General features: G+C 58.9%; 19 protein-coding genes. 5 read left to right on the forward strand and 14 right to left on the reverse strand.

Annotated elements, in window-relative coordinates; all coding sequences use genetic code 11:
• Nucleotides 1-71 precede the first annotated feature (71 nt).
• The 4 genes from R5H29_RS20615 to R5H29_RS20630 are packed head-to-tail and all read right to left on the reverse strand — an operon-like array spanning nt 72 to nt 6,765.
• Complete coding sequence (locus R5H29_RS20615; protein ID WP_180855125.1) at nt 72-1,283, reverse strand: Wadjet anti-phage system protein JetD domain-containing protein; 1,212 nt, start codon at nt 1,281-1,283, stop codon at nt 72-74.
• The gene (locus tag R5H29_RS20620; RefSeq protein ID WP_208043162.1) at nt 1,280-4,699 is read right to left on the reverse strand and encodes an SbcC/MukB-like Walker B domain-containing protein; all 3,420 of its coding nucleotides are present in this window, start codon (nt 4,697-4,699) and stop codon (nt 1,280-1,282) included. Before R5H29_RS20620 ends, R5H29_RS20615 begins: the two co-directional genes overlap by 4 nt.
• Complete coding sequence (locus tag R5H29_RS20625; protein WP_102947213.1) at nt 4,686-5,342, reverse strand: DUF4194 domain-containing protein; 657 nt, start codon at nt 5,340-5,342, stop codon at nt 4,686-4,688. Before R5H29_RS20625 ends, R5H29_RS20620 begins: the two co-directional genes overlap by 14 nt.
• Nucleotide 5,343: 1 nt before the next feature.
• Nucleotides 5,344-6,765 (reverse strand): Wadjet anti-phage system protein JetA family protein, encoded by a 1,422-nt coding sequence (locus R5H29_RS20630; protein WP_049400904.1) that lies wholly within the window; start codon nt 6,763-6,765, stop codon nt 5,344-5,346.
• Nucleotides 6,766-6,883: 118 nt separating this feature from the next.
• Between R5H29_RS20630 and R5H29_RS20635 the strand changes: the two genes are divergently transcribed.
• The 4 genes from R5H29_RS20635 (at nt 6,884) to R5H29_RS20650 (ending at nt 13,233) form a co-directional block, all read left to right on the forward strand.
• A complete protein-coding gene (locus R5H29_RS20635) occupies nt 6,884-7,741 on the forward strand; it encodes a hypothetical protein (RefSeq protein WP_146027645.1) in 858 nt (285 codons plus the stop codon).
• A 353-nt stretch (nt 7,742-8,094) separates the two neighbouring features.
• Entirely contained in the window at nt 8,095-9,660 is a 1,566-nt protein-coding gene (locus R5H29_RS20640; protein ID WP_180855130.1) for a hypothetical protein, read from the forward strand.
• 57 nt (nt 9,661-9,717) lie between these two features.
• A complete protein-coding gene (locus R5H29_RS20645) occupies nt 9,718-12,474 on the forward strand; it encodes a caspase family protein (protein ID WP_180855132.1) in 2,757 nt (918 codons plus the stop codon).
• A 273-nt stretch (nt 12,475-12,747) separates the two neighbouring features.
• On the forward strand, nt 12,748-13,233 hold the full coding sequence (locus tag R5H29_RS20650) for a hypothetical protein (RefSeq protein ID WP_180855133.1): 486 nt from the start codon (nt 12,748-12,750) through the stop codon (nt 13,231-13,233).
• A 144-nt stretch (nt 13,234-13,377) separates the two neighbouring features.
• On the opposite strand, the gene R5H29_RS23035 is transcribed toward R5H29_RS20650, so the two are convergent.
• From R5H29_RS23035 to R5H29_RS20690, 9 genes are all read right to left on the reverse strand, one after another.
• Entirely contained in the window at nt 13,378-13,995 is a 618-nt protein-coding gene (locus R5H29_RS23035; protein WP_407073561.1) for a flavodoxin family protein, read from the reverse strand.
• Between the two features lie 105 nt (nt 13,996-14,100).
• Nucleotides 14,101-15,141, reverse strand: coding sequence for a lipid A deacylase LpxR family protein (locus R5H29_RS20655; RefSeq protein WP_180855135.1), 1,041 nt, complete (start codon nt 15,139-15,141; stop codon nt 14,101-14,103).
• A gap of 543 nt (nt 15,142-15,684) precedes the next feature.
• The gene (locus R5H29_RS20660) at nt 15,685-16,428 is read right to left on the reverse strand and encodes a cation diffusion facilitator family transporter (protein ID WP_099596065.1); all 744 of its coding nucleotides are present in this window, start codon (nt 16,426-16,428) and stop codon (nt 15,685-15,687) included.
• 97 nt (nt 16,429-16,525) lie between these two features.
• Nucleotides 16,526-17,101 carry an S-(hydroxymethyl)glutathione synthase gene (gene gfa / locus R5H29_RS20665; RefSeq protein WP_005413334.1) on the reverse strand — a complete coding sequence of 192 codons (576 nt, stop codon included), beginning with the start codon at nt 17,099-17,101 and terminating at the stop codon, nt 16,526-16,528.
• Between the two features lie 56 nt (nt 17,102-17,157).
• A complete protein-coding gene (locus R5H29_RS20670) occupies nt 17,158-18,267 on the reverse strand; it encodes an S-(hydroxymethyl)glutathione dehydrogenase/class III alcohol dehydrogenase (protein WP_005413335.1) in 1,110 nt (369 codons plus the stop codon).
• Between the two features lie 265 nt (nt 18,268-18,532).
• The gene (locus tag R5H29_RS20675; RefSeq protein WP_180855137.1) at nt 18,533-19,822 is read right to left on the reverse strand and encodes an NAD(P)/FAD-dependent oxidoreductase; all 1,290 of its coding nucleotides are present in this window, start codon (nt 19,820-19,822) and stop codon (nt 18,533-18,535) included.
• 72 nt (nt 19,823-19,894) lie between these two features.
• Complete coding sequence (locus R5H29_RS20680; RefSeq protein WP_017354476.1) at nt 19,895-20,767, reverse strand: carbon-nitrogen hydrolase family protein; 873 nt, start codon at nt 20,765-20,767, stop codon at nt 19,895-19,897.
• A complete protein-coding gene (locus R5H29_RS20685; RefSeq protein ID WP_017354477.1) occupies nt 20,764-21,369 on the reverse strand; it encodes a GNAT family N-acetyltransferase in 606 nt (201 codons plus the stop codon). Before R5H29_RS20685 ends, R5H29_RS20680 begins: the two co-directional genes overlap by 4 nt.
• A gap of 1 nt (nt 21,370) precedes the next feature.
• Nucleotides 21,371-21,778: a ketosteroid isomerase-related protein gene (locus R5H29_RS20690; protein ID WP_005413338.1), complete on the reverse strand. Its 408-nt coding sequence runs from the start codon at nt 21,776-21,778 to the stop codon at nt 21,371-21,373.
• A 130-nt stretch (nt 21,779-21,908) separates the two neighbouring features.
• On the opposite strand from R5H29_RS20690, the gene R5H29_RS20695 reads away from it, so the two are divergent.
• Entirely contained in the window at nt 21,909-22,868 is a 960-nt protein-coding gene (locus R5H29_RS20695) for a LysR family transcriptional regulator (RefSeq protein WP_180855139.1), read from the forward strand.
• Between the two features lie 85 nt (nt 22,869-22,953).
• On the opposite strand, the gene R5H29_RS20700 is transcribed toward R5H29_RS20695, so the two are convergent.
• Complete coding sequence (locus R5H29_RS20700) at nt 22,954-25,605, reverse strand: excinuclease ABC subunit UvrA (RefSeq protein WP_180855141.1); 2,652 nt, start codon at nt 25,603-25,605, stop codon at nt 22,954-22,956.
• Between the last annotated feature and the right edge of the window lie 40 nt (nt 25,606-25,645).

The raw sequence follows: 25,645 nt of genomic DNA on the forward strand, positions 1-25,645 counted from the left end.
CGGGGCACGCGCATCAAGGCATTAAAGACGGCGCAAAGCAATTTGTCGCCTAGGTCAGACTGCCCAGAATTCTAGGAGCCTGGAAACTGTGGAAGGAGAACCTCCTGCTCCAGCGTCCCCGGATGCGTTTCCACATGAATGGCCAAGTCATTCCACCCGATGGATCGACAAGTTCGAGACATTGCGCTAGACACCGATTCAGCCGTTGGCTTGAGAGCGTAACCGAGACCAATGAGCTCCCTGGGATCCATCAACCACGGCTTCAGGGTGAACCCCGCCTCGGCGGCAGATCCTGCGATGACGGCGCCAATCCTCATCCCACCCTCATCCAAGTCGCCGAAATGGAACGCCTGAGTTGTCTGGCGAGGAAGTGATTTCAAGATCAGCATGTAGACCTGTCTCCAGGATGGGGACGGCATACCACCGGTATAGAGCAGTACGAGGCCGACTTGATCAGATGCAGCCTCAGCAAACTCATGGAATGTCTGTCGATTCTCAATAGTGAGAACACGCCAACTCAGCACGGCTGGGTTCGGCACGAATCCAGCGATGTGGGCAGGAGCGAAGCCGAGATATGGATGAACCACTCCCACCGTCGTAGTCGACGTAACAACCGTAAGTGGACCTGAGATCAGTACGGGCAATGGTTCCTTGTGCAGGCCTATGGCCGAGAACACCTCGCTACTATCAAGTCCAGATGGTGCAATAGAGTTGAACCAAAGCAAATCGATCCATTTCACGATGCCCTCCACTCGCTTGCTGTCACCAAACATCATGGACGAAACCCGGCGCAATAGTTCGTCCCTAACGACGCCTCGCCTTGCTGAAATGAGGCTGATTGCATCCAGTATTTGCGCTACAGAAGCATCGGCAGCCTCTTGCCCGCGAACCTTATGGCCCAACGACCAGCGCTCAATGACCTCGGTCAGTACGGGGAAAAGGCTGGTGTGAGTGTCCAGCATGGAACGGGCCTTTGATACGGAATCACGACGAAGTCGTGCCCCCAAGAAGTTCGCCAGCTTCGCGAGGTTCAGTACGGCAACGCCCGCAACATCCAGAGGCGGCTGCACCATCACCTTGGCCCTGATTTCGATAGCTCCAGAGCGCTCAGCCAGTTCAAGCTCGGAACGAAACGCTCTTGCATCCTCGATGCTGCGCAGGCTGAAGAACTCTGGACATGATGACTCCGTCAGCCTGAGAGCTATTCGCTCATCCTCGCCACGACTCACTGCATTCTGGGAGCGATTGAAAATTGACGTCAGGAAGGCCCGGGCAATACTCATGCAACGACTCCTTCCCCATGGGGCATTCGACTTGCTTCAACACGCTTGAGCTCCTCCTCGAGAAGCTCGGGATGCTTGCGCCAGTTGTCGGAATCCAGAATTACATGACCATCGTCATCAATGCGGACGTGTTTGATGGAGATAAGATCGTCGTCACGGTACATCTCGATGTAGGTATCCACCGATTCGTTGATCTTACCCAAGGCATCGTCCGGTGCCGCGACGATGGGCTGAAGGCCCAATGCCTTCAGGTACTCAAAGACGGCACGGGTATTCACTGAGTCAATCTTGTCACCCAACTCATCGAAAATTATCAGCGACATGCCGCCTTGATCACCGCGCAACTTTCCCAATGCGCGTGCCATCGAAGCTGCAGCAACGATGAAAAGAGGCGCGCGGTGCTCGCCCCCGGAACCCTTGTCCATGCGCTTTGAGAAGTCGGTCACCGTCACACCATTGCTGCGAACGTCAATCTCGAAGTTGAAGAAATTGCGATAGTCCTCCAGAAGCCTGTTCGCCTCTGCATCCTTTCCCTCAAGCATCGCCCTGAACTCAGGAGGAGCATCCACCTGGCCAGAGAAGATATCCCCCTCCGGTCCCGCACCAGCCACCTTCAGTATGAATTTGTACAGCGACTCATGATCTTTATTGAGATTGGTGACGAAGTGATACTTCTCGTTGTTCGAGAATGGCGGCAAGCGCTCCATCGTACTGTTCAGCTCATTGAGCGTGCTGCGCATGCTGGCGAAGTGGTCGCTCAGGCGGGCGGCGATCTGCACCTTGAACGTTTGCTCTGCCGCTTCTGCAGCTTCCGCGGAAAGCACTTGGTAGTGATGGAGCTCGGATTCCTCTAGCCGTTGCTTCTCCTGAGCCATTGTCTCGCACATGGCGCCCAGGTCGCCCACCGCGATATCCATCTGAGGATCGAATTGGTTTGCGTACGTGGACATGTCACTTGCCAACGCCTGCACTTGGGAAGACAACTGATTGCCACTTCTAACCGTAGCGTCACTGATCTTCGCCACAATCGTATGCAGCGATAGGCCGGAACCATCAAACTCATCGCGTTTTGTTTCGAACCACTCATCACCCACGTATTCATTGCGGCGACTGAGAGCCGCCTTTGAGCAGATTCCGTTGGTTCTATCCGCAAGCTCGTCTAGCCGTCTCTGTGCTTGCCGGAAAGCCTCACCATGAGTTCCGACGTCTCTGCTGCTTTCTTCCAGCTTCGACTGTGCTGCCAAGGCAGCTCGCCTTGCCTCTGTGATGAGCAGCTGACGAGCAAGGAGATCAGGTGCGCTTGCGATCTCTTGCATCGCCGCCTTTGCATCAAGCGCGGATTGCTCCTGAATGTGCGAGTTCAGCCATCTTTCAATGTCCTGGATACGTCCTTCAAGTCCCACCAACTTCTCAAGGGCTTCAACCAACTGGCGCGACCGGTTCGCCTCCTGCTCGCACTCGGCTGCGTTCTGCCCCAACGTGCTGCGCTGCTGCCGAAGCACCGCCAGGCGATGGCTGGCATCTTGGCGTCCCAGCACCAGTTCCGTTGCAGACAAGGGGCGTCGACGGCCGAAATCAGCACGTCCAGCCTGCTCGCCAGTACGGGTGAAGCCCTCAGGGCTATCCGTAGTGACGCGCTCCAATCGCTCCAGCCGGCCGAGTCGAAGACGGATATAGTCCACCGCCACTTGATTGTCACCCGCGATCAGATGCGCGAGACCCATTGGCGGAACTACACCCATATCCGCCTTCGACTTCACCGGGTTCACCAACAGTACTGAATCCGGCTTTGTATCCCACGGAATCTTGTTGAAAACGGACAAGGCATCCTCAAATTTGCCGCTACGGACAACCAGGGCAGTGCGCGAACGACCAAGGAATCCCTCGATTACGGGTGCCCAGTCAGCATCTGTGACCGTGACCAAATCGCAGACGGGCGTGCACAGAAGTCCTTTATCTCCAAGTATGTTCACAACTGCTTGGACGGCCGGCGGGAGTTCCGCTTTGCCTTCTTGGATGCGTTTGATCTGCTCGTTAGCGATCCTAAGCTCATTTCCGAGCTTGGACAGCCTCTGCTCGTCATGGTCTAGCTGACGCCTTGCCGACTGGATGATCGGAGCAACCCGCATGCTGGACTCGCGCAATGCTGCCGAGGCCTGCGAAACGTCAAGCACAAGCGCATCGGATACGGATGTGCTGGAAACCGCGTCAAGAAGCTCAACCCAAGGCATCGCCAGATGCTGCCAGCCTCCGAGATCGGGTTTCACGCGGTTGGCCTTCTCGAAGCCCGCCACCACCTCGCGAAGGGCCTGGGCCACATTGGTTTTGATAGGTCTAAGTGATCTCTCTCGTTCGCTGGCCAGGTCACGGGCGGCACTGATCGCCGGATCTGCTGCTGATTGAAGCTCTAGTTCGATGTGCACGCCGTTGAGTCGATCATGCTCTGCCTTGGCGCTGTCGACTGCGTTCTGCGCTGCCTGATGCCTGTCCCGCGCTTCATGCAGCGTAGTTTGTGCCGCATCAACAGCATCCATGTGTTGTTCACGCTCATAGTCATCCAACAGCGCCCTATAGGTCGCTGCGTGCATCCGAGTCTGAGTAGCCTTATGACCGGCTGCGATCAAGCTTTTGACGTTCTCAAGCCTGTCCAGTGTTTCCAGAACCTTGGCTTGAAGCGAGCGCAGATTGTCGAGCTGGGAGCGGAAGTTCTTGAGCTCGATAGGATGGGCATCGACAATGTAATTTCGAACAAAGCTGCTGGTGTCAGGAACTTTCTGCAGATTAAGCGCATTCTTCATCGCTCGCCGAAAAGCTCTCGGGTCGATGCTGCCCCCTCCTTTGGGGCGCAAGGCGAACAACATTGCTTCAACCTGCTTCTCCGCCGACGGAGGCACTGCGAGCCTACCATTCACGCGACTGACTGCGTCCTCCATCAGCTTATTGAACGTTCCCCAGGCCAACGGCAAAAGTTCCGCCTCGGCGTTCGCTTCAAGATGATCATCTAACGCGAGCGCAACCCCTTGGACCACATAGCGCCCGTAGACGTGCAGCTTTGGATCGCCCACTGATGCGCCCAGGGCCAGGCCAACCGAAACCGGCGGCAATTCGCCCTCAGTGTCGCGAAACACCATGGTCAAATAGGACGTCGCATTCTCACGAATATGCTCGTCACCGCGATAGTAGCCGAGGCAGTATTCGCGCACTGAACGCCCCCGAGTGCCTGATACGCCCCCTGACTGCGCATTGAGATCGATTTGATTCTGATCCCCTCCGTACAAGACGATCTGCATCGCATCCAGAATCGCAGATTTTCCCGATCCGTTAGGCGCCACAATGCCCGTTGCAGGACTAAAGCTCAGGGTTTCGGCACGGAATAGGAAAAACTGTACCAGGTGAAATTTCTCAAGCAGATACATTGCCATCCTCCGTGACTTCATTCATTGCGTCGAAAGTAGCTGCATCCCCCTCACCTGCCACTTCCTTGCGGAAGGATTCCAGATGGCTCAAGTATTCCTTCCGCAGCAGATCTCCGATCGCGGGATGGATGCGAACCTTCGCGAGCTGATTCCGTACATCGTCCCTGTCCTCAAAGGCAGCAATCCCCCAGCGCTTGAACTTGGCCATCAAAGAGCGGAAGTCCCCAGGCGAGGGAAAGTCCCTGCCCGTTTCCTTCTCGTAGTGCTCTTGCAAGTCAGGCAAATCGACGAAAGTTTCGCCATTTGGCTCTTCGCGCCCCTCGAAACGGACGCGATGATGAACGCCGGCGAGCACCAACAGCAGCAGGGTTTCGTCCTTGCTGGCTCGCTGTTGGGTCAGTACGTGCACGGGCCGCGCCACGATGTACTGGTAGTTGGTGTCGTGCAACAGCTCGATGCCGAGGGGACGAACTACCTGCTCAAAGTCATTGATATTTCGGCTGACAATGCCGTAATCCTTCCGGGTCGCCCGGTCCGAGGCGGACAAGACCTGGTGGGTTACTAGCCGATAGGCCGCCTGCTCGTAGTCCTGCTCCTCGTACATAGTGTCGCGGCTAAGCGCCTTTTCCCAGTGGCGTGCCATGTCATTTCACCTTGGTGATGTAGAAGTCCGGCATGTCCAAATACGGCCCGGCAATTCGTTCATCACCGGCGCTTTGGAAGCGATATCCAGGTAGTCGCTTTGAAATTCCTTCATGGTGCTTCTTTCCGAGGCCTGTCATTGCCTCCTGTGCGTAGGTGGACAGCGTCTGCACCATTCGAAATTGCTTGATACCGGTGATGGGAAGCTGAGACGCCCGGATCTGCCTGCCTCCTCCCATGACACCCTGCAAGTACACCCTCACCTCTGTTGGCATGGCGGTACGCGCATCACGCGCACGCCTGTGCAGGTTCATCCGCGCCTCCTGCTCGGCTGTCATCTGCCGGGGAGAATCGGCGGTCCTGGGAATGGGCGGACGGGCGATGCGTGGTTGAAACAGGAGTTCACCGGAAAGCAATGCTCCGGGCCCAACGGGCATGGAGGCGTCGAAGTTCTCCGCAGCATTGACTCCGGCGATAGCCTTTTTGATCCGTCTCTCGAGCTGGCCCGGCGCGCGAAGCTGGTACTCGATCATGGCCAGCATGCGACGCTCGATATGGCGCTGATCCTGGCCCAAGCGATCGAAGTAGTCTTGCAGACGATAGACATTGCTCAATCGCCTGATCGCCTTCTCATAGACAGCCTCAGCCGTGCCTTTATCACCTTTGTAGCGTCGCTCGGCCAACCACACGATGATCCGTTCCCGATGATCCCCGTAATGGATTTCCTGAGTTAGGCTCAACACCTGCGCCTTTCGTGCGAGGGGGTGATCGGCGCCAGCCAAGTCCGCATAGTCAGCCATGACGTGCTTGGAAATGTAGTCTTCAAACAACCGACGGATAGCCGCCCCGGGGGTCGCGGACTTGAATATCTCGCGCTGAAGGGTACGCACGTTCAGACTCATGGCGGCAATCCCGGACAGAAGCGCATGGGCGCTGTCGCCGGCGTTTACGAAGTCGTCGCCGTAGACATTGCTTGCAGGATCAAGCACCCGACGTAATGTGTCTTCAATGGAACGCATCTTCGCGCCGACCATCGCCGGCGTGTCTTCTGTGAAGACCTGCAAGGTGGCAAGGAAACGGCTTACCACAGCAGTCATGGACAGAGTGCGCGTGAGTCCCACCTGCTCTTCTTCGAACCAGCCATTCTCCGTGAGATGGCTCAAGTACATGTTGGCGCGAATGTTGAGCGGAGTGAGCTGGCCTACCCCCTCTTCTGCCTGCCAAGCGTCATCGTGTTCGAGGTAGTTCTCGATGAACTGCGTCAACTGCCGCCGTTCCCAGCCGGTCGCCGGGGGAACCTCAGCCTCTGGCCCGAAGAATTCTTCGTACAGACCCAAGAGCAGCCGCCAGTAGTTCTCCCGATTTGCCGAGGCCAATGGGCGAAAGAGTTGCGATGGCAGTACCTCAAACAGAGAGCTGGACACTGTGCAACTCCACAGAAGTTGGGCTGTCTACTTCACATTAGCATAAACGCTAACATATCATAAACGCTAACTTAGCATCAATGCTAAGCTGCGTGTCATCTGACCCCGGCCCAGCCCCATGCCCCGCCCCCGCCCCAATCCAAACAAAAGTCCGGAAACACTTCGAGCCATCGAAACGCTGCTCCTCTGGGAGGGGCAAGTCACCAATGAGCGAGTACGCCAAGTGTTTGATCTGCATATCACCACGGTAAGTCGATTGCTAACCCAATATGCTGAACTCAATGGAGGCGGCCTTGAGTACCGAAGCCATGTGCGCGGATACGTGGCGATGTCTGGCTTCAGACCCCTCCTAACCGAAGGGCTGATCGAAGAGTACCTTGCGTTTGAGCGCCCCCAGGAAGCTACAGGCTTTATCGAGAGCTCCCAGCTTATCCTCGGCGGCGTTGAACGACGCCACTTCGCACTGCTTAATCGTGCCTGCAGAGAGGGCAAGGGGCTCGTTGGCGAGCACCGGTCCATGCGCAACCCAGCACCTCGCACCAAACGACTGTTCCCTCATGCGCTGGTGCAGGCAGGCAGGCGCTGGCATGTTCGCGCATTTGTCATCGCCGAGGACGAGGCGGAAGCCGGACGCTTCCTGGACCTGTCTATAAATCGGCTGAGCGGCTTGAAACAGCTGGCTGATCCTCGGCCAGAGCGGGCCGAGCCTAGCCAGGACGCCGCCTGGCAGACACAGGTAGAGCTGTCGATCGTCCCCCATCCGCATCTGACACCAGATCAGAAGGATATGGTGCGTATCGAGTATTTCGGAGGTAAGGCAGCCTACAGGTTAAGAACCCGTGCAGCACTACTCCAATACCGACTACATGAGCTGCGCTGCGCCACCGATGCAGAGAAGGAGCCGCCGAACGAATTTCACCTCTGCGTCGACGATCCAACCGCGATCCAACCGTGGCTATTTGGCGAGCTGAATTAGCGGATGGCATGATCGTAGCCAAACTTGAGGCCCGGCACGGATACCGCGCTACCCCTGCCTGGGTAGCTACCCTACATAGCAACCGTATCAGATGGACGCCATTGGCATTCAAAGCCAATTCTCCGTCTGTACCTCAATGATCCGGTCGATGAGCCGTGCCCTCGTGTCCCTATCGATCGAGCGCCAAATGCAAACTACCGCCCCAGCTGCGGCATGGTCCGGGGCATTCAACTCTAGCCCTTCGCTTACTCGGCATTGAGGTGACCAATCCCGACCTAGACGATTACTGATTGCCCACTTCATAAACTCATGGCACTCTGGGTTGGGATCATTCTGGTCACAGGGGGCTAGGTATGGGCAGTCTGCATCAAATCCACAGTCGCAACGGCTGTATCGGTGCCGGAACCGATACGAAGCCAGAGGATATCGACGCTATCGTCACGGCGCTTCGTAAGGACGGGCGTGGTCATTTGCTGCTTTACTTTCACGGGGGCCTGGTCGACAAGGCCGCGGGTATCGGTATTGCCCAGCGACTTGAGGGGCGCTTTTCTCAATCGGCCTATCCGGTTTTTTCCGTGTGGGAGTCGGGTTTCGTTGAAACGATCCGCAACAACCTGCGCGAGCTGCCGGATGAGCCGGTATTCAAGAATCTGGTGCGCAAGGCGCTAGAGTACGCGCTCCGCCGCTTGGGAGGTAGCAACGGCGCCCGGACCATCACGCCGGGCAACGTCGATGCAGAGAAGGTCCGCCAGGCAGTTGATACATATTGGAGCGATCCCAGTCGCAATCACGTGCCCTACCGTGATTTCAAACCTGTAGTAGGGCCCTCAGGTGCGCGTGCGGCGAGTGCGCTGATCGACGACGCCGAGATCGAAGCCGACTTGCAAACCGACAGCGAGTTTGTGGTCGCCATGCAAACCCTGCCAACCGCGTTAGACGAAGCACGCGATGCATTCATCGGGGGAGGAGCGAGCGTTCGAGATACCCCGTTCTCGCAGGCGGTATCAACGCAGGTCGCCGGGGTCGAGGGAGGCCGCGGGTTGATCGTCTGGTTCAAAGTTGCCCTTCTGGTGAAGCGCATCCTGCAGGGTGTTCTGCGTCGGTACGCGGATCAACGCGATCACGGCCTGTATGCAACGGTCGTAGAGGAAGTGTTGCGTGGTGTTCATTTTGGTGGCAGTGGACTCAATGAATGGGGCAAGGCACTCCAGTGGAACCGCATGAAGCAGGACTCACTCGATGCGTTCGGCGACGGCTCCGACCTGTATGCCGGAACTGCGCTGCTGGAGCGGCTGCGTGCCGCCCATGCCTCTGAAGGGCTGCTATCGAGGATCACTCTAGTCGGCCACAGCACTGGCGCCGTCTACATCGCCAATTGGCTTGACAAGGCATCAGAGCTTCTGCCGGCCGAGATTGCATTCGACGTCGTGTTCCTGGCGCCCGCCATCACCTACGAGCGCTTTGCCGCCACGATCACCCAACATGGCGATCGCATCCGTCACTTCCGCTTGTTTGGCATGCGCGATGAATTCGAACGGGACGATCAGGTCGTCGGAGACGACTCTAAATTTCCCAATGGGCAGGACTGGAAGCGCTTCATCTATCCCAGCTCCCTCCTCTATCTGGTGTCGGGTGTCCTCGAATCGCGCCCAAATTCCGACGGAACGCTCGTCGACGAACCGGACATGCCGCTGCTAGGCATGGAACGCTTCTTCGCTTGGCACCACATCTACTCAGATAGCAAGTTTCCCGAAATAGGTGCAGTCCGCGCGTGGCTCGGAGCTGCACCGAACCGTACGATCTGGTCCAAGTCCCAAGGACAGACAGCAGGCTTGAACAGCACAAGCATTGATCACGGAGCTTTCGACGACGACGAAGATACGCTGCTCAGCGTTGAGAGCCTCCTCGGCGGATGGTGACATCTTCGAGAGCACGCCAAAGGTGCCCTTGTGTACGCAACAGGGAGAGATGTGGACATGCCGCGAGATGATCACTACGCGATCGTGCTGACAATTAACCGTTATCCCGGCCTGAGTGACCTCCATGGACCTGAGAACGATGGCGAAGAGTTCCGGCAATGGCTCCTCGATCCGGAGTACGGCGACCTGGACACCCGACGTATCCAAGTCATACGGTCGCAGGATTATGGCGTGGCAGCGACCCCGGACGACGCAAACCCGACCGAGAAGGAGCTCAAGAAGGCGCTTAATCTATGGCTGCGCACCCCGAACGGATGGCATGACCGCATTGGACAGCGCTTGTATCTGTTCTTCGCCGGACACGGGTTCACAGCAGGTTCGACGATCCACGACCCGGCACTATTCTCGGCCGTCGCGCAAAACGGCGATACGGCGCATATCGCCGTCCTACGTTATGCGTCGAAAATCGCCAACGCGGGTTTCTTTGATGAAATCATCCTGGTAACGGACTGCTGCCAGGACGTACTCAAGGCGAGCCAGGTGCTCGAGCCGACTTGGACCCCGCCGGACCGGCAACGAACGGCACACGTCCGATTGTTCCAGGCGTATGGAGCGCCGCGGGGACGTCAGTCCTTTGAGCGCAACATTGGCCCGGCCGGGCAGTCTCGCGGCCTGTTCACTAGCGTCCTACTGGACGCGCTGCGCAGCGCACCGCCTGACGCCGACGGATGGGTGACGGATCGCGCCGTCGCGGACTACTTCCAAGTGCTATGGGCCGATCGCTACGAACAGGAAACCGGATACACGCCACCGCTGACTCCCGCAACGAAGCGGATTCGAATATATCAGCGCCCGGCGTCGGCGCCAGCTTCCGCGCTCCCACGCCGGGTTGCCGTCGACCTGAGCCGCATCATTGCTAGATCCGCGGCCATCGACCGGCAACCGGATCCTGACATCTCTCCTTACCCACCCGCGCCGCCCACCGACATGGCGCCAAATGGGCAGCTACGCAGTAGCCAGCTTCGCCAGCTCGAGCATCCCATCGTGGAGCTGACCCCGGGTCTGCATCTCGTCGTTACACCAGGGAATCTACCCGACCTCGCCTTCGAGGTTCCCTACCCGGTGCTGCCAGCTGCAGGCAACACCCCTCCCGTTGCTGCACCTATCGACATGCCCGCTTTGCGAACCGACCAGGTTGCAGCGCAGCCGGTGGTGTTGAGGACGGACAATCCCAACGCGCAGATCACGGTGCTCGATGCTAGCTACGCTCGTGTCAGCATCGGTACGGGAGTGGTCTCGCTGTCCTTAGCTCCGGGACTCTACAAAGCCCTGGTGCACGTCGGGGCCGAATCGGCGCAATCGCTGTTCGTTGTTGCGGATGCGCCCCTCGACCAGCGGTTGCCCGGGCCCGAATTTTCCGCGGCTGCGCCCGTCATCGGCACGTCAACCACGCACCAATATCAGTCCCTTCATGCCGCTGAATACTCGATGATTCCGACGGAGCCAAGCCGCGATCTCAGCGAAATCGGTGAGGTCTTTGTCTTCGCGCGCGACTCCAGTTTCAGTCCCGACGGCTCTCTAAACCCCGCGCCACCGTGGCGGCAGTGGCACCTCAGTTCCCTTGTAGGGGCAACCTTGGAGGAGCGCCTCATCCACAGTGGTACGGACGACAGGCTCGGCTACGCCTACCTCAAATTAGCAGCAACAGCTGGCAGCCTCGCACTGCGAACGGCCAGCCCTTGGGGCGAGTCGAATGAAGACGGACTGGTCGTCCCGGTGATTAAGGGGTGGCGTACCGAGATCTACCTTGACTGTACCTCAGCTCCGCCAACCCCTCCGATGGTGGACACTCAGGGCGCACGAATGCTCGACTTGGCGACTGCCTCCATCCATCTGATCCGGATGGGAAGTGCGTCACTGCTGTTCGATCCGATCGGGCTTGCGACGGAGGCGGCGCGAGCGCAGCTTACAGTCGGCCGGGAGGTGGCGGTGCCATCAACCGAGCAAGCAATGGCCAGCCCGATGTGGGCCTTGTACGCGGCCCTCGCTGCCTTCCAGCGGGGCGGGCAGCACATCGATACCGTTGGACAATGCGTTGCAGCCGTTCCTAAGGAAATCAGGGAGGGTCTATCCGATTTTGCGGTGCTCGCGCAATGGCTAGGCCTATCGAACGTGGCCCATCCGCTCCGTAACCCACCCGCGCTGGCGGCCTCATGGAGCCTTGCCTCAAAGCTGGAGGCGCGAGGCGGACTGGCCTCCGAACTGTTCGAGGAGATCGGCCAATGGCGGTCCGGTGGGAGTCTATGGACTCTCTGGCAGCGTTCGGTTGATGACCGCTGGTTGTTGCGAAATCGGCTCTCTGACCAGGCTATGGGCACTCTGAAGGGTAATGCACAGGGGATTGACGACGCGGCAACCCCGCAAGTGCTCGCCCCCGCCTGGTCACTGGACACCTGGGTTCCGGTCGAAGACGGCCTGAGGTGTCCTAATCCCACCCATAGCCCCTTCCAGCAAGCACTCCGTCGGCGTCTTCTGGATGCGCTGGCTGAGCGCCACACCGATGCCGACAGCGACGCCTTCACCACTGTGTCGCTGCCACCCGAGTCCGATGTCTTCGCCTTGGCAGCGGAGCTCATGCTGTCGCCGATATACGCCATGGCCGCCTATAGCAAGCTGTATGCGGAAGCCCGCCGCCAATCCGACCTGGGGCCTCTCATCGAGTGGGTAACGGTGAACGGAGATGAACCCGACCTAGACTCGACAGCCACCAAGTCGAAGCGCAGCACTCACCTGCAATCAATGGACGACTACTGAGAGGCGAATCGTAAGCGCGGCCTTCACGCGAACCCCATCCAAGTATTCTTAGCGGTGTCTAGGCAAAGTTGTCCCAAGCCACAGCCGGCCTGCGTTGCCAGCCCGAAGCGGTTATAGGTCAAGAATATAGATGAGGTGCGACGCCCGGCCTACAGGATGACATCCTCCCGCGTGTTAGGCGGCTCTCAAGTAGCGCCATTTCTTGGTGGTCCTTGTGCCTTCGCTGTGGCAGTTTGCGATTCGGACCTCACACTACTCACATAGAATGCTGAAATGCCGGTAAGCGCCAATCTCGCCTACGACCTTCTCAAGACCGTGAGCAAACTGGAATTCCAGCTCCGACGGCACGGGGACTTCTTCCGGAAAGACCGGACGGGGCAACCGACGTCCGACGTGGCTTGGCGCAAGGTGCAAGAGCGCGTCCGAAAGTTGGGCGACGATTTCGCGTCAGAGGTTCCTGAGTCGGCGCGCACGCGCCTTCTCTGTCAACGCGATGAGCGCCCCATGAAGCAGATGATTATTGAAGAGAACGGGAACTTGGTGGCCCGCTTTTGCCCCTGCCCATTGGATGCCGAATCGGATGCGGTCGCGCTGGTGGAAGCCATGCGGCAAGTCCGCAACAACCTCTTCCATGGTGGCAAAGAAGATTCGGAAGTGGATCCGTACGAAGAAGACAACGATTGGGTCTACGCCGCGACGCAGGTTGCGATTGCTCTCCAGCATGCGTTGTCTAACGGACGGCTCGACAATCGCGAATGAAACCACCTCACGAAACTATCGGGACGGCCCTAGGCCGTTGACGAGCGTGCAGCAAGGGTCGACGCGGCGATTGGCATAGCGCTAGCTAAGGCGAGGGGTGCCGACTAAACGCAGCATTGGCCGGGGGCATTCATGGTAGGTCGGTCACAGCAGATCCGTAATTCTGAGATCATCTGGGTCCGATCTTCTGAACCAGGCACGCTTGCGCGCCAAAGGCCGATGCTCGAATGATCGCGCACCTCGTCGAACTATCTCTCGCCCAAGGAGCTCAATAGCTGACTGCTTCCATGATCCTCTGGATGTAGTGACTAGTACGACCTTTTTCCCAGGGAACATGTTGCTCCTAACAAACTCCCAAGCCGGCGGCGCTGGGCAACCACGCCAGATGGGTGTTCCCAAATAGATAGCGTCATAGGGAGCTAGATCCATCCACGCGGGATTTATCCACGCGTCATCAAGACCCCCATCAGCCATAGCATTCACCCACCCGGCCAAGCCCAATGAGTAGTCAAATGCTTCGACAGCACGCAGATCGGCGTGTAACTGGTTCGCCAGATAACTAGAGGCTAAGGCGGTGTGCCCAGAGCGAGAGTAGTAGACCACCAGGGCATCGGGTAAAGGAGATCTCGATGGGGCCGGCGCCTTTAGCTTCTGAAGTTTCTCCAGCCTTCGTCGCGCTGCCCACACGACACAGCAATCAATCACCTTGATCCCAGCGGCAAGCGCGACGATGACTACGACGAGCTTGGTGATTAGCATCATTCAGTACTCTCCATCATGCACTCCCGCGTTACTTCTGTAGTCGCTCTGCGAGGTACTGCACTCAAGGACATAGCATGGTCGAACACCCGCGATCGTCGCCATCTACTATAGCGAGCGGCTAATAGTGAAGCTTCCGAACACCGGCGACTGGCGCTGGCCATAGAACTCCCGGGTGCTGTGGTAACGCGCCATTGCGAATTTCCAGCGACCGCGCATCACCGCGATGCCGTAGCCGCCTTGGGCGACCACGTGGCGCTTGTCCACGCTGTGGCTGTTGCGAAAGGTATTGCCGTCCAGAGTGATGTCGCGGATTACCCATGCCGCGTCGGTGGTCGCAAACAGGTGCCAGGACCAGCCGCTGGGGCGGCCACCACGGGTCGGCGCGGTGTTCTCGCCGGCCGGGCGCAGCGGCGTGCTGCCGAAGTCGTCGGGCAGCTTCCAGCCGAAGCGCACTTCGCCACCGGCGTTGGCCTTGGTTTCCAGGTTGCCGATCGCACCGCCATAGTGACTGATCGCATCCCAGCCCCAGCCGCCGGCATTGACACTGGCATCGGCCGGCCAGCGGCGCATGCGCTCGTGGGTCAGCATGAATATCGGCTCGTTGTGCAGCTGGTTGTCCCAACCCTTGAACTTCTCGTCCCCCAGCGCGTCGTGCACGGCGTTCTGCACCTGCCTGCCTTGGGCCCAGGGCCCGACCACGCCCACGGCCAGCTGGGTGGTCTGCAGGCGGTCGCCGCTGCGTGCGTTGAAGCCGAAGCTGGCCAGCAGCACGCCGGCATACGGCCGGTCATCCTCGATCAGGTCGCGGCGGGTCGGGTCGGTGGGGGTGAAGATGGCCTGGCCGATGCTGAAGATCATGTTCTGCTGCTCGAACCTGCCGGGGTGCAGGCCTTCCAGGTACTGGTTCACCCAGCGCGCCATGCGCGGCAGGCACGGGTCGGCGGTGTAGTCGACCAGGTTCGGCGAGACCAGGGTCAGCTGCGCGCCGTTGGTATAGCCCTGGTCTTGGTGGCGGCCACCGAACAGGTCGTTGTCGACGCGGAAGCTGATCTGCGGCGGGTGGTCGCGCATCGCGTCCGGGCCACATTGTTCGGCCGCCTGGGCCACCGGGGCTCGGGCAGCGGCCAGGAACACGAGTGCCGCCATCACAGACAACCGACTAAGCGCCAGTCTTTTCATGGGCTTGCTGCCATTTGACTCAATGTGAGGTTCAATTGAAGATCTAATGCGCTGTCGCAGTAGACCCGGAGGAAGGGGTTTGAGCCATACACCAGGCCATCAGCCGGCCGCACGCCAATTGCTTTCAAAGGCGGCGCATCCCTGCAGCAGTATCTAGCGCTCTTGGGCTCGCCAAGACGTTCGCCTGAGCAAGAGATCGTCCAGGCCCTCTCTAAGTGCAGCAACAGCCGGCGCCCCAGGTGCTGACCTAGACTGAAGGGCACGTCACCTCGCTGCGAAGCAACGTCAGCCGCTCAAGATGGACGTTTCAGAATCACAGTCAGTTTGTTGATCTCTGACTGAGAGAATGGCCACCCCGCCAGCAACTCCGCATCATGTGAGGTGGGGCATAGGCGCTCGGCGGGCTCGCCAGATGCGTCCAGGAATGACTCCGGTCGCAGCGAGTTTTGTGGAAGGCTCCCAATCGCAGGGCTAGCCTCCGTGCTGAGCACGGAGGCACCACCGCACTAGCTACTTACGCCGACCTGTCCACGCCGAAATGGAGCTACGAAGCAATCTAATGGCCCAGACTGCGACAACCGACGCGCCGATGAGGCCTGTGACTGAGTCCAGCCATGTCACGTCCCAGATCATCCCCACGACAAGTGCAGTAATTGCGAGTGCCGTTACAGCGGTGTCCGTAGCGACGTGAAGATAGGCCGCACGAAGATTGGGACTCCTGCGCGCACCGGGCCCCTTCTCGTCAGCATGGCGCTCATGCGGAACGTGGCAGTGATCAACCGCAGCACCTTCGCGATGGTAGGCAGAATGTAGCCACCGCGCTGAGAATATATTTGTAATCAAACCCGCAACGGCGATGGCAAGCGCTTCTGAGTACTGAACAGCCTCTGGCGCATGGAGACGCTCCGTCGATTCATAGGCCATCGAAGCGGCAATCCAAAGCATGATCATCGCGCTTACGCTCGCCGCGATGAGCTCAACCGCTAGCACCCGAGCCGCGCGCTCTGGGCGGCTCTGATTCCGCTCAGCGTACCAAGCGATAGAAAGTGCGAACAGGAGTACCAGCACGTGAGAGCTCATGTGCCAGCCATCTGCGAGAAGAGCCATCGAGTTGAAGGCCCATCCTCCAGCAATTTCGACGGACATCATGACCGCAGTGAGAGTCGCGGCCTTCGTAATTGCCCGTGCGTTGCCGGTGCTCTGTACGCCCTGCAGAGTCCGCTCGTGCATTGCGTTGGGGGGAAGCAAGGACATGGTCGAAGACTCCAGGCTCTGAGCGAAAATGTATACGCCGGTGGCGTACTGTCAGGAAGTACCGCCCCTTGCATGCAAGGGGCGGCATTTACACTACTTAGGAGAGAACGCCGCTGAGTCGTGCAGCATGCGCGGACAGCGCATCCATGAGCGGCGGGTTCAACACGTCGTACGGCTCCAGGGACAGAGCCTTCAGGCGGCTACGGACGCCGTCCATCTGTTCCGGCCTTGCGCCGCCGCCTTCGATGATCGAAGACACGAATGCGGCGAAGCGCGGTTCTTCCCAGCCCTTCTGTTCGGACAGTTCAACGTGAATGAAGTCCAGGCCGTAGAAGGCATGGGACTTGTTCTCGATGCGGCCAAACATGTGGACACCGCAGTCCTTGCACGCGTGGCGCTGGATGGTCGCAGCCGGATCGACAATCGCCAGCTTGTCGGCGTTCGCCGTGATCGAAACGGTATCGCGGGGAACGACACCGACCACGGAGAAGATGGCGCCTTCCGGCTTCCAGCACTTGGTGCAACCACAGGCGTGGTTGTGGGCCACATTGCTTGCGACGGAGATCTCAACCGGCTTGTCAGAGCACAGGCACTTCAGCGTGCCGCCCTTGAAGCCGGCGGTTCCGGCAACGACGCCGGAATCGACCGAGGGATGGATAGTTTGGTGTTGCATGGACTTAAACTCCTATTGTTGGAAGTGCAGCACCGGTTGCCCGGTGCTGCGGTGCATCAGTAGTTGATGACAGTACGAATGGACTTGCCTTCGTGCATGAGTTCGAAGGCTTCGTTGATTGCTTCCAGGCCCATCGTATGGGTCACGAACGGAGCCAGATCGATCTCACCCCGCATGGCGTCTTCGACCATGCCAGGCAGCTGGCTACGGCCCTTCACACCACCGAAGGCGCTGCCAATCCAGCGACGACCGGTCACGAGCTGGAACGGACGGGTGGAGATCTCCTGACCAGCACCGGCCACACCGATGACAACGCTCTGGCCCCAGCCGCGGTGTGCACACTCCAGCGCCGAACGCATCACATTGACGTTGCCGATGCACTCGAAGCTGTGATCGACGCCCCAGCCGGTCATCTCAACGATGACTTCTTGAACCGGACGGTCGTAATCCTTCGGGTTCACGAATTCGGTTGCGCCGAACTGCTTGGCCAACTCGAACTTGGACGGGTTGGTGTCCACTGCGATGATGCGACCAGCCTTCGCCTGACGAGCACCCTGGATCACCGCCAGGCCGATGCCACCGAGGCCGAACACGGCCACGCTGTCACCTTCCTGCACCTTGGCCGTGTTGTGCACCGCACCAATGCCAGTGGTGACACCGCAACCGAGCAGGCAGACGTGCTCCGGATTCGCTTCCGGATTGATCTTGGCCAGAGAGACTTCGGCCACGACGGTGTACTCGCTGAAGGTCGAGCAGCCCATGTAGTGATACAGCGGCTGGCCGTTGTAGCTGAAGCGGCTGGTGCCATCAGGCATCACGCCCTTACCCTGGGTGGCGCGTACGGCAACGCACAGGTTGGTCTTGCCGCTCTTGCAGAACAGACACTCACCGCATTCTGCGGTGTACAGCGGGATGACGTGATCGCCGGGCTTCACACTGGTCACGCCCTCGCCCACTTCGACAACGATGCCGGCGCCTTCATGGCCCAGCACCACCGGGAACAGGCCTTCAGGGTCATTGCCCGACAGGGTGAATGCGTCGGTATGGCAGACACCGGTGCTGGTGATCTTCACCAGTACTTCGCCCTTCTTCGGCGGAGCAACATCGATTTCGACGATCTCGAGCGGTTGACCGGGACCGAATGCAACGGCTGCACGGGATTTCATGTGAGTTCTCCTTGGGTGTAACGAGATAAGTGCGACAACGGTCTTTGGGGCGAGCTTGATCAGTGGTACATCGGGCGCGCCGCCCCTGGCGCCGGCTCTAGAACGCGTTTCAATCAGGTCGAATGCGCCTACAGCATTCTTCTTGGCGAGCTGTTGGGACCAAGTATTGGACTTCGATGGATTGCTGTATATGGAACAGATTGGATTTCATAATTCCTTGCGTTGGAATTATTGACTCGCAGCTCCGCCCCTCAGCTCGCCCGCATCAATGCAACTTGAGGCGAGGCTCCGTACTCCGTCCCAATGCGTCTGCCAACATGCGCGCAACCACCCGGCGTGTACCGAACAGGCTCCTCTGGTGCATGCGATACAGTGAGATGTAGAACATCCTGGCCAGCCAGCCCTCGACCTTGAATGACCCCATGAGGTTGCCCATCAGCGTGCCAACGGCGCCCTCCCTCGACAGGGACACCAGCGATCCATAGTCTCGATAGGTGAAGCTGGGCAGCGGGCGTCCCTCGATACGGCGGGTAATTGCCAGCGCAAGGAAGTGAGCCTGCTGATGAGCGGCCTGTGCCCTGGGGGGAACGTTTGTACCGCTGTGTCCATTCGGGCAGGCTGCACAATCCCCGAATGCGAAGATGTTCGGATCCTGCGTTGTCTGCAGCGTTTCAGATACCTCGAGCTGGTTGATGCGATTGGTCTTTAGGTTCCCGAGGGATGCAAGGAAGACGGGAGCACGGATGCCCGCCGCCCATACCTTCAGCCTCGCAGCAACCTTGATGCCATTGGCGAGTTGCAGGCCCTCTTCATCCACTAGGGTCACAGCCGAGCCACACATGACACGAACGCCTTCATGTACAAGCCGCTCGGCGACCGGCAGGCTCACGCGCTCTGGCAGAGCTGGCAGCACTCGCGGACCAGCCTCGATAAGCGTGATCTTCAGATTCTCGGGAGAGATCTTGTCCAGCCCATAAGCGCTAAATTGCCTTGCAGCATCACGCAGCTCGGCCGCCAGCTCGACACCGGTGGCACCGGCGCCGACGATCGCAACCTCCAGTGTTTCTGACTTGCCACGCGCTTGCGCGCCCATGTACTCGCTCAGCAGCCGCTTCTGGAAAGCAATGGCGGCATCGGGATCGTCCAGGAACAGGCAATGATCCGCTGCACCGGGAGTTCCAAAGTCGTTCGTTCCGCTACCCACACTGATCACCAGGGTGTCGTAGGAGATCGAGCGACGGGGCGCAATAACGTTGCCCTCCTCATCGTACAGTGGGGCAAGCTCGATCTTTCTGGACTTCTGATCCAAACCCGTCATCCGCCCCAACTGAAACTGGAAGTGATTCCAGCTAGCTTGGGCGAGATAGTTGAGCTCACTTTCTGCGGCATCCAACGCGCCTGAGGCAACCTCGTGAAGGAGTGGCTTCCACAGATGCGTCATCCGAGCATCGACAAGAGTGACTTTTGCTCGCCCTGAGCGCCCGAGCTTCCGGCCCAGCTGCGTAGCCAGCTCCAGCCCTCCGGCCCCACCACCAACAATGACAATACGATGCATTTTGATTCCCCAGGTATTTGAGTTGCCAGCGACGCCCACGAGCACTTCATGGCCCAGGCATCTAGACGTTGGTTAGTTCAGGACCTCAACGGAATGGAAGCGGAGCTGACCATCCCAATCCTTGTCGACGGCTACCTGCGCTCGTGCACGGCTTGCTTCGAGCGCTGCGAAGTCAATGTCAGCAATCGCCCACTCCTGATCGTCGGAGGTCGCTGCGAGCACGCCGTCACTGGGGAAGCCATGGTCCATCGGTGAGAGGATCATTGCCTCACCGGTGTTGACATCAAGCGCTTCACTCCAGTCGGCGACGCCGGCGGTGACCGCCTTTGCCACGAACATCCGATTCTCAAGCGCTCGCGCTCGGCACCCAACATCGACACGGGTGGCACCGGCGTCGGTGTCGGTGCAACTTGGCACCAACAGCAAGCGCACCCCTGCCTCTTGCTGGAGGCGAACAGGAAGCGGAAATTCGCTGTCATAGCAAACCGCAATCCCGACACGCTTTCCGTCCTGCTCAAACGCCGCGATGCGATCGCCAGGCTCGATGACAACTGCCTGCTTCTCGAAGCCAGTAAGCTGAAGCTTGTCCTGCCATCCGCTGCGACCATCAGCTGTGAACCACCAGGCACGGTTGCGATACATCCCATGGGATGTTGCGGTGAGGAACGTTCCTGCCTGGATGGTCATTCCCAGTTCGACAGCCAAGGTGCTGTAGAGCTCACACCATGCGCTCTGATAGATCTGGAGCGACTCCAGGGTGGACCTCAGGCTAAGCTGAAGAGCTTCTGGAAGAGTCGAACCCAGTTCCAGCGACAGGTATTCCGGAAGTACTGCAAGCTCAACTCCTTGTTCCCGTGCGTCATTCAGAATTCGGCGCTGGCGCGCAGCGAACTCGGCAAAGGTCTTCGGACGACCGATCACGTACTTAGCTGCTGCAATCTTCATGTAACGTCCTCCAAGGAACGGAGCCAAAGTGAAAGTGTCTGCTCGGTTTCGTGCGTGGCTCCATGCTGCCGCCAAGGAAGAGCGACCTTCATCGCGCTCTGTTGTGCATACCCACGGCGAGTCCAGAAGCCTTCATTGCTTCGATATCCAGGTGGCCTAAGCGGATCAGTCTCCGACCGAACCACCGACGCGAAAGAAGACCACTTGAAGCCCTTTCGTCGGGCTTGCTCCTCTCTTCGATCAAAGAAGACGTGGCCCAAGCCAGCTCCTCTGTACTCCGGCCTCAGTACGGACTCCCCGCAGTAGAAGACTTCTTCTGGCCGGGGACCGTGCTCCTGGAAGGGACGAATGAAAGCGGCATCGGCGCTCAACAAAGGAAGGCCAGTCGATGCACCTACAACGTCCCTTCCATCCCTGGCCAGAACAACGATGCCCCCGTCAGACGTCGCATAATTGCGGAGGTAGTGACGCTCATAGTCCATGTCTCCTTCGTACAGGTAGGGATAGCTACTGAATATCTCGATCCGCAGCTGAGCGACGCGATCGAGCCAGTCCTCGATTTCGGTGCCGACCAGTACCTCTACTCGCACGTTGGTAGCCATTTCAGGGCGCCTTGTGGACCTGGGAAATCCAGTCCTCCAGGTTGTAGTAGTTGGTAACGCGCGCAATCTTTCCATCACGGATGTCAAAGAACGCGCCACCGGGAAGAACATAGATCTGCCCTGCAGCTGCAGGGAGACCTTCGTCCGTGTGGTGGTAGAGTCCGTGCACCACGTACTCCGCGCCGGCACGCGCACCATCGCTGCTGTACATCACCACGATGTCGTGAAGCTGCTCGCTGTAGCAGGAATCCATGCGGCTCAGGAACGCGCGGAATGCGTCGATCCCTACTTCGCGATTCCCCTGATTTAGATCGTGCACAACGTCGTCAGTGAGCATCGAGAGCATCGCGTCGCGATCACCGCGGTTGAATGCCTGGTAGTACTCTTCGATGTAGTTGAACTTGCTCATCAGGTTCTCCGGTCAGGTGAGGGTGTGGAGGAATTCTGGAGACCTGAAGAATTGTTGTATATGGAATTGATAGGATTTCATAATTCCCTGAAATGGAATAATATGAGCCCAACGACCACAGGGCCTTAAGATGAACAGCGAGCTGGATCTTCTAAAGACGTTTAGGGCCGCGGCTGAGGCGCCGAGCTTTCGTGAGGCCGCTGTTCGACTGGGAAGCTCTCCTCAGGCCATCACCCGAGCGATACAGGCCCTTGAAAGTCATTACGGGGAGCTGTTGTTCCACCGAAGCACACGCCAGGTTCGCATCACGGCCTTTGGGGAGGACCTCTTACATCAGCTGCGGCCGGCGCTTGAGGGCTTAGACAAGCTGTGGCGCCCGCGAACCAAGGCGACGGCCTCACAGATTGAGGGCACAGTCCGAATTAGTGCCCCTCACAGCATGGGCTCCAGGGCAGTTCTTGCCGCCTTGGATACAGTGACCCAAAGTCACCCGGGAATTGTCTTGGACGTTCGCTTAAGCGATCGGGTTGCAGACGCTGTCGATGAAGGGATCGATGTCGGAATCCGCGTCGGCTTCATGCGTGATAGCAGATTCATTGCGAAGAAGGCAGGAGAGATGCGACTGCACGTCGTTGGCTCCCCCGCACTTGTAGAGAGAATCGGAGCACCAGCGGAGACTAGCGAGCTCTCGCGGTTTCCACTGGTTGCGTCGGTGGACATCAATACAGGCAGGCCCTGGCCCTGGTACTTGGCTGGAGGCGTACAGGTGGCGCCGACAGCACCGGTCTTCATTGCAGACAATGCCGACATGGAGATGGCAGGGGTCATTGCGGGCTTGGGGTTTGCCCAACTTGCTGATTACATGGCTGCCCCACTCATTCAGTCAGGTGTTCTGCAGCGTGTGATGGAAGAATTCGATCCTGCGCCGTGGGGCTTGTACGTCTATCGGCCTCAACGCGGCCCAGTCTCACCTCGCGTCAGAGTAGTTTTCGATGCACTCCATTCCGCCGTCGGAGCACTACCGAGCCTTACGCAGATGGCGCCCTCCCCCACCTCGGCCCTAACGCCACCCAAAGCAGGGAAGCGCTAACGCCGAGTCGCTTGGCCGCTCTCTGATACGGGATCTGGCCGCCATGAGCGCCAGGGACGCTCATGGTGGCCAAAAGAGCGTCGGGTCAACCCGCGCGGGCGAGTTCCTCAGCCAAGAAGGGGGCGGTACGGCTTCTCTTCACGCGAGCGACCTGTTTTGGAGTTCCTGCCGCCACGATCTGCCCGCCCGCATCACCGGCACCTGGACCCACGTCGATTACCCAATCCGCCTGAGCAACGGCACGCATGTCGTGCTCAATCATGACCACCGTATTGCCGGCATCAACGAGCCGCTGGAGCTGCACAAGCAGCCTATCCGCGTCCGAGGCATGGAGGCCCGTAGTGGGTTCATCCAGGACATACAGTGTCCGCCCGCGCTGGCTCCGTTGAAGCTCTGTGGCCAGCTTGATGCGCTGCGCTTCACCACCCGATAGCTCGGTAGCCGGCTGGCCCAGTCGAAGGTATCCAAGACCAATCTCCTTCAGCAACTGAAGTGGGCGAGCGATCGCGTCCTCATCGCCAAAGAATTCACGTGCATCGTCGACAGTCATCCGCAGAACGTCTGCAATGTTCTTACCGTTCCAAAGCACCTTCAGCGTAGCTTCGTTGTATCGCGCACCGTGGCACGTTGGGCACGGTGCATAGACGCTAGGCATAAACAGCAGCTCGACGCTCACGAATCCCTCCCCTTCGCACGTCTCACAACGTCCCTTGGCCACGTTGAAGGAGAATCGACCTGCGTCGTAACGTCGACGCCGCGCATCTGGTGTTGCGGCAAACAGCTTTCGAACATGATCGAAAAGGCCGGTGTAAGTCGCGAGATTCGATCGCGGCGTCCGTCCGATTGGCTTCTGATCAACCTGGACGAGACGCTGAATAGCATCGACATCTCCGCCGAGGTGTCCCCCTGTCGTCTCGATGACGGTTGGCCCGTCTGCTGCCCCCGTTTCCACCGCGTCGTCTTCAGGCTCGTGGCCAAGTTGAAGCATCATCAACTCCGGCAACGCTTGGGCGACGAGGCTGGACTTGCCCGATCCCGAAATCCCGGTCACCGCGGTGAGGATGCCCAGAGGTATCTTCGCATCAATGCGCTTCAGGTTGTGACGCTGGATGCCCTGAAGTTCCAGCCAACCACTCGCTTGACGCTCTTGGCCACTAGGGGGCGGGACCTTGTCAAAGAGGTACAACGCGGTACGTGACTCGTCGATGTCACGAAGACCATCCGGCTCTCCGCTGTAGAGCACTTTGCCGCCCCGCTCTCCCGCCTCAGGCCCAACATCCACCAACCACTGGGCACGGCGCATCAGCTCCAGATCGTGCTCCACAACAAATACGGAATTACCACCGTCGCGGAGGCGGTCCAAGGCGTCATAGAGAGCCTGGCTGTCGGAGGGATGAAGACCTGCCGACGGCTCGTCCAACACGTACACCACGCCAAAGAGCAGCGAGCTCAACTGCGTGGCGAGTCTCAATCGCTGCAGCTCGCCAGCGGACAATGTCGGCGTAGCGCGATCCAAAGTTAGATAGCCAAGCCCAAGGCCACGCAACTGACTGATTCGGCTCATCACTCCACTAGCGAGGCGCTGCGCGGCCAGGCGCTTCTCCTCCGACAGCGCTGAGGTGCGGCGGACGTCAGGAGACACCGCGTGGACCGCCCGCCCACTGGCCGCCCTATCGGCGCGATCACGACGGGTGGCTTCCTTGTTCGCCTTGCCCCCGCCAGCATGAGCACTGAAGTCTCCTCGAGAAATGGGCTCGAGCAGGGACGCCAGTTGGTCAAGAGGCATCTGCATGAATTGACCAATGTCCACACCCGCAAATGTCACTGACAGCGACTCTGCCTTAAGCCGCTTGCCATGGCACGTGGGACAAAGCTTACCCTCCATGTATCGCGATACGCGGCGCCTCATCAGGGCACTTTGCGTGTTAGCAAACGTGTGCAGGACATACCTACGGGCGCCAGTGAAGGTTCCCATGTAGCTCGGCTCAGTTTTACGCTTCAGGGCCGCACGCGTCTCCGCCGGCGTGAACCCAGCATAGACCGGCACAGTGGGCGACTCCTCGGTAAACAGAATCCAATCGCGGTCCTTCTTGGGAAGGTCCTTCCAAGGCCTATCAATGTCGTAGCCCAGCGTCACCAGAATGTCGCGAAGGTTCTGCCCGTGCCATGCAGGTGGCCACGAAGCAATGGCACGCTCACGGATGCTCAGCTTTGGATCCGGCACCATGAGGGCCTCTGTCACCTCGTACACATGGCCAAGGCCATGGCAGGTCGCGCATGCGCCCTGGGGAGTATTGGGTGAGAAGTCCTCGGCATAAAGCATAGGCTGATCAGCCGGATATGCTCCCGCGCGGGAATACATCATACGAATGAGGCTGGATAGCGTGGTGACGCTACCCACCGAAGATCGCGCATTGCTGGCACCACGCTGCTGCTGCAGCGCTACTGCCGGCGGGAGTCCATCGATGGAGTCAACATCAGGGACGCCTGCCTGATCGATTAGGCGTCGAGCATAGGGAGCAACGGACTCAAAGTACCTCCTTTGAGCTTCCGCATAGATTGTCCCGAATGCAAGAGATGACTTCCCGGAACCGGATACACCGGAAAAGACGACCAGTGCGTTGCGAGGAATTGAGACATCAACGTCTCTAAGGTTGTTCTCACGCGCACCGCGCACCTCTACAAGGCCGCTTGCTGCGACACTGCAGGAAGCTTCACCGAACGTGGCGTTTGGCATGTGCATCTCTCTGTAGGTTGTAGACGTTAAGTTCAGCTGG

The organism is Stenotrophomonas sp. A3_2 (genome assembly GCF_036624925.1).
Taxonomy (GTDB): domain Bacteria; phylum Pseudomonadota; class Gammaproteobacteria; order Xanthomonadales; family Xanthomonadaceae; genus Stenotrophomonas; species Stenotrophomonas hibiscicola.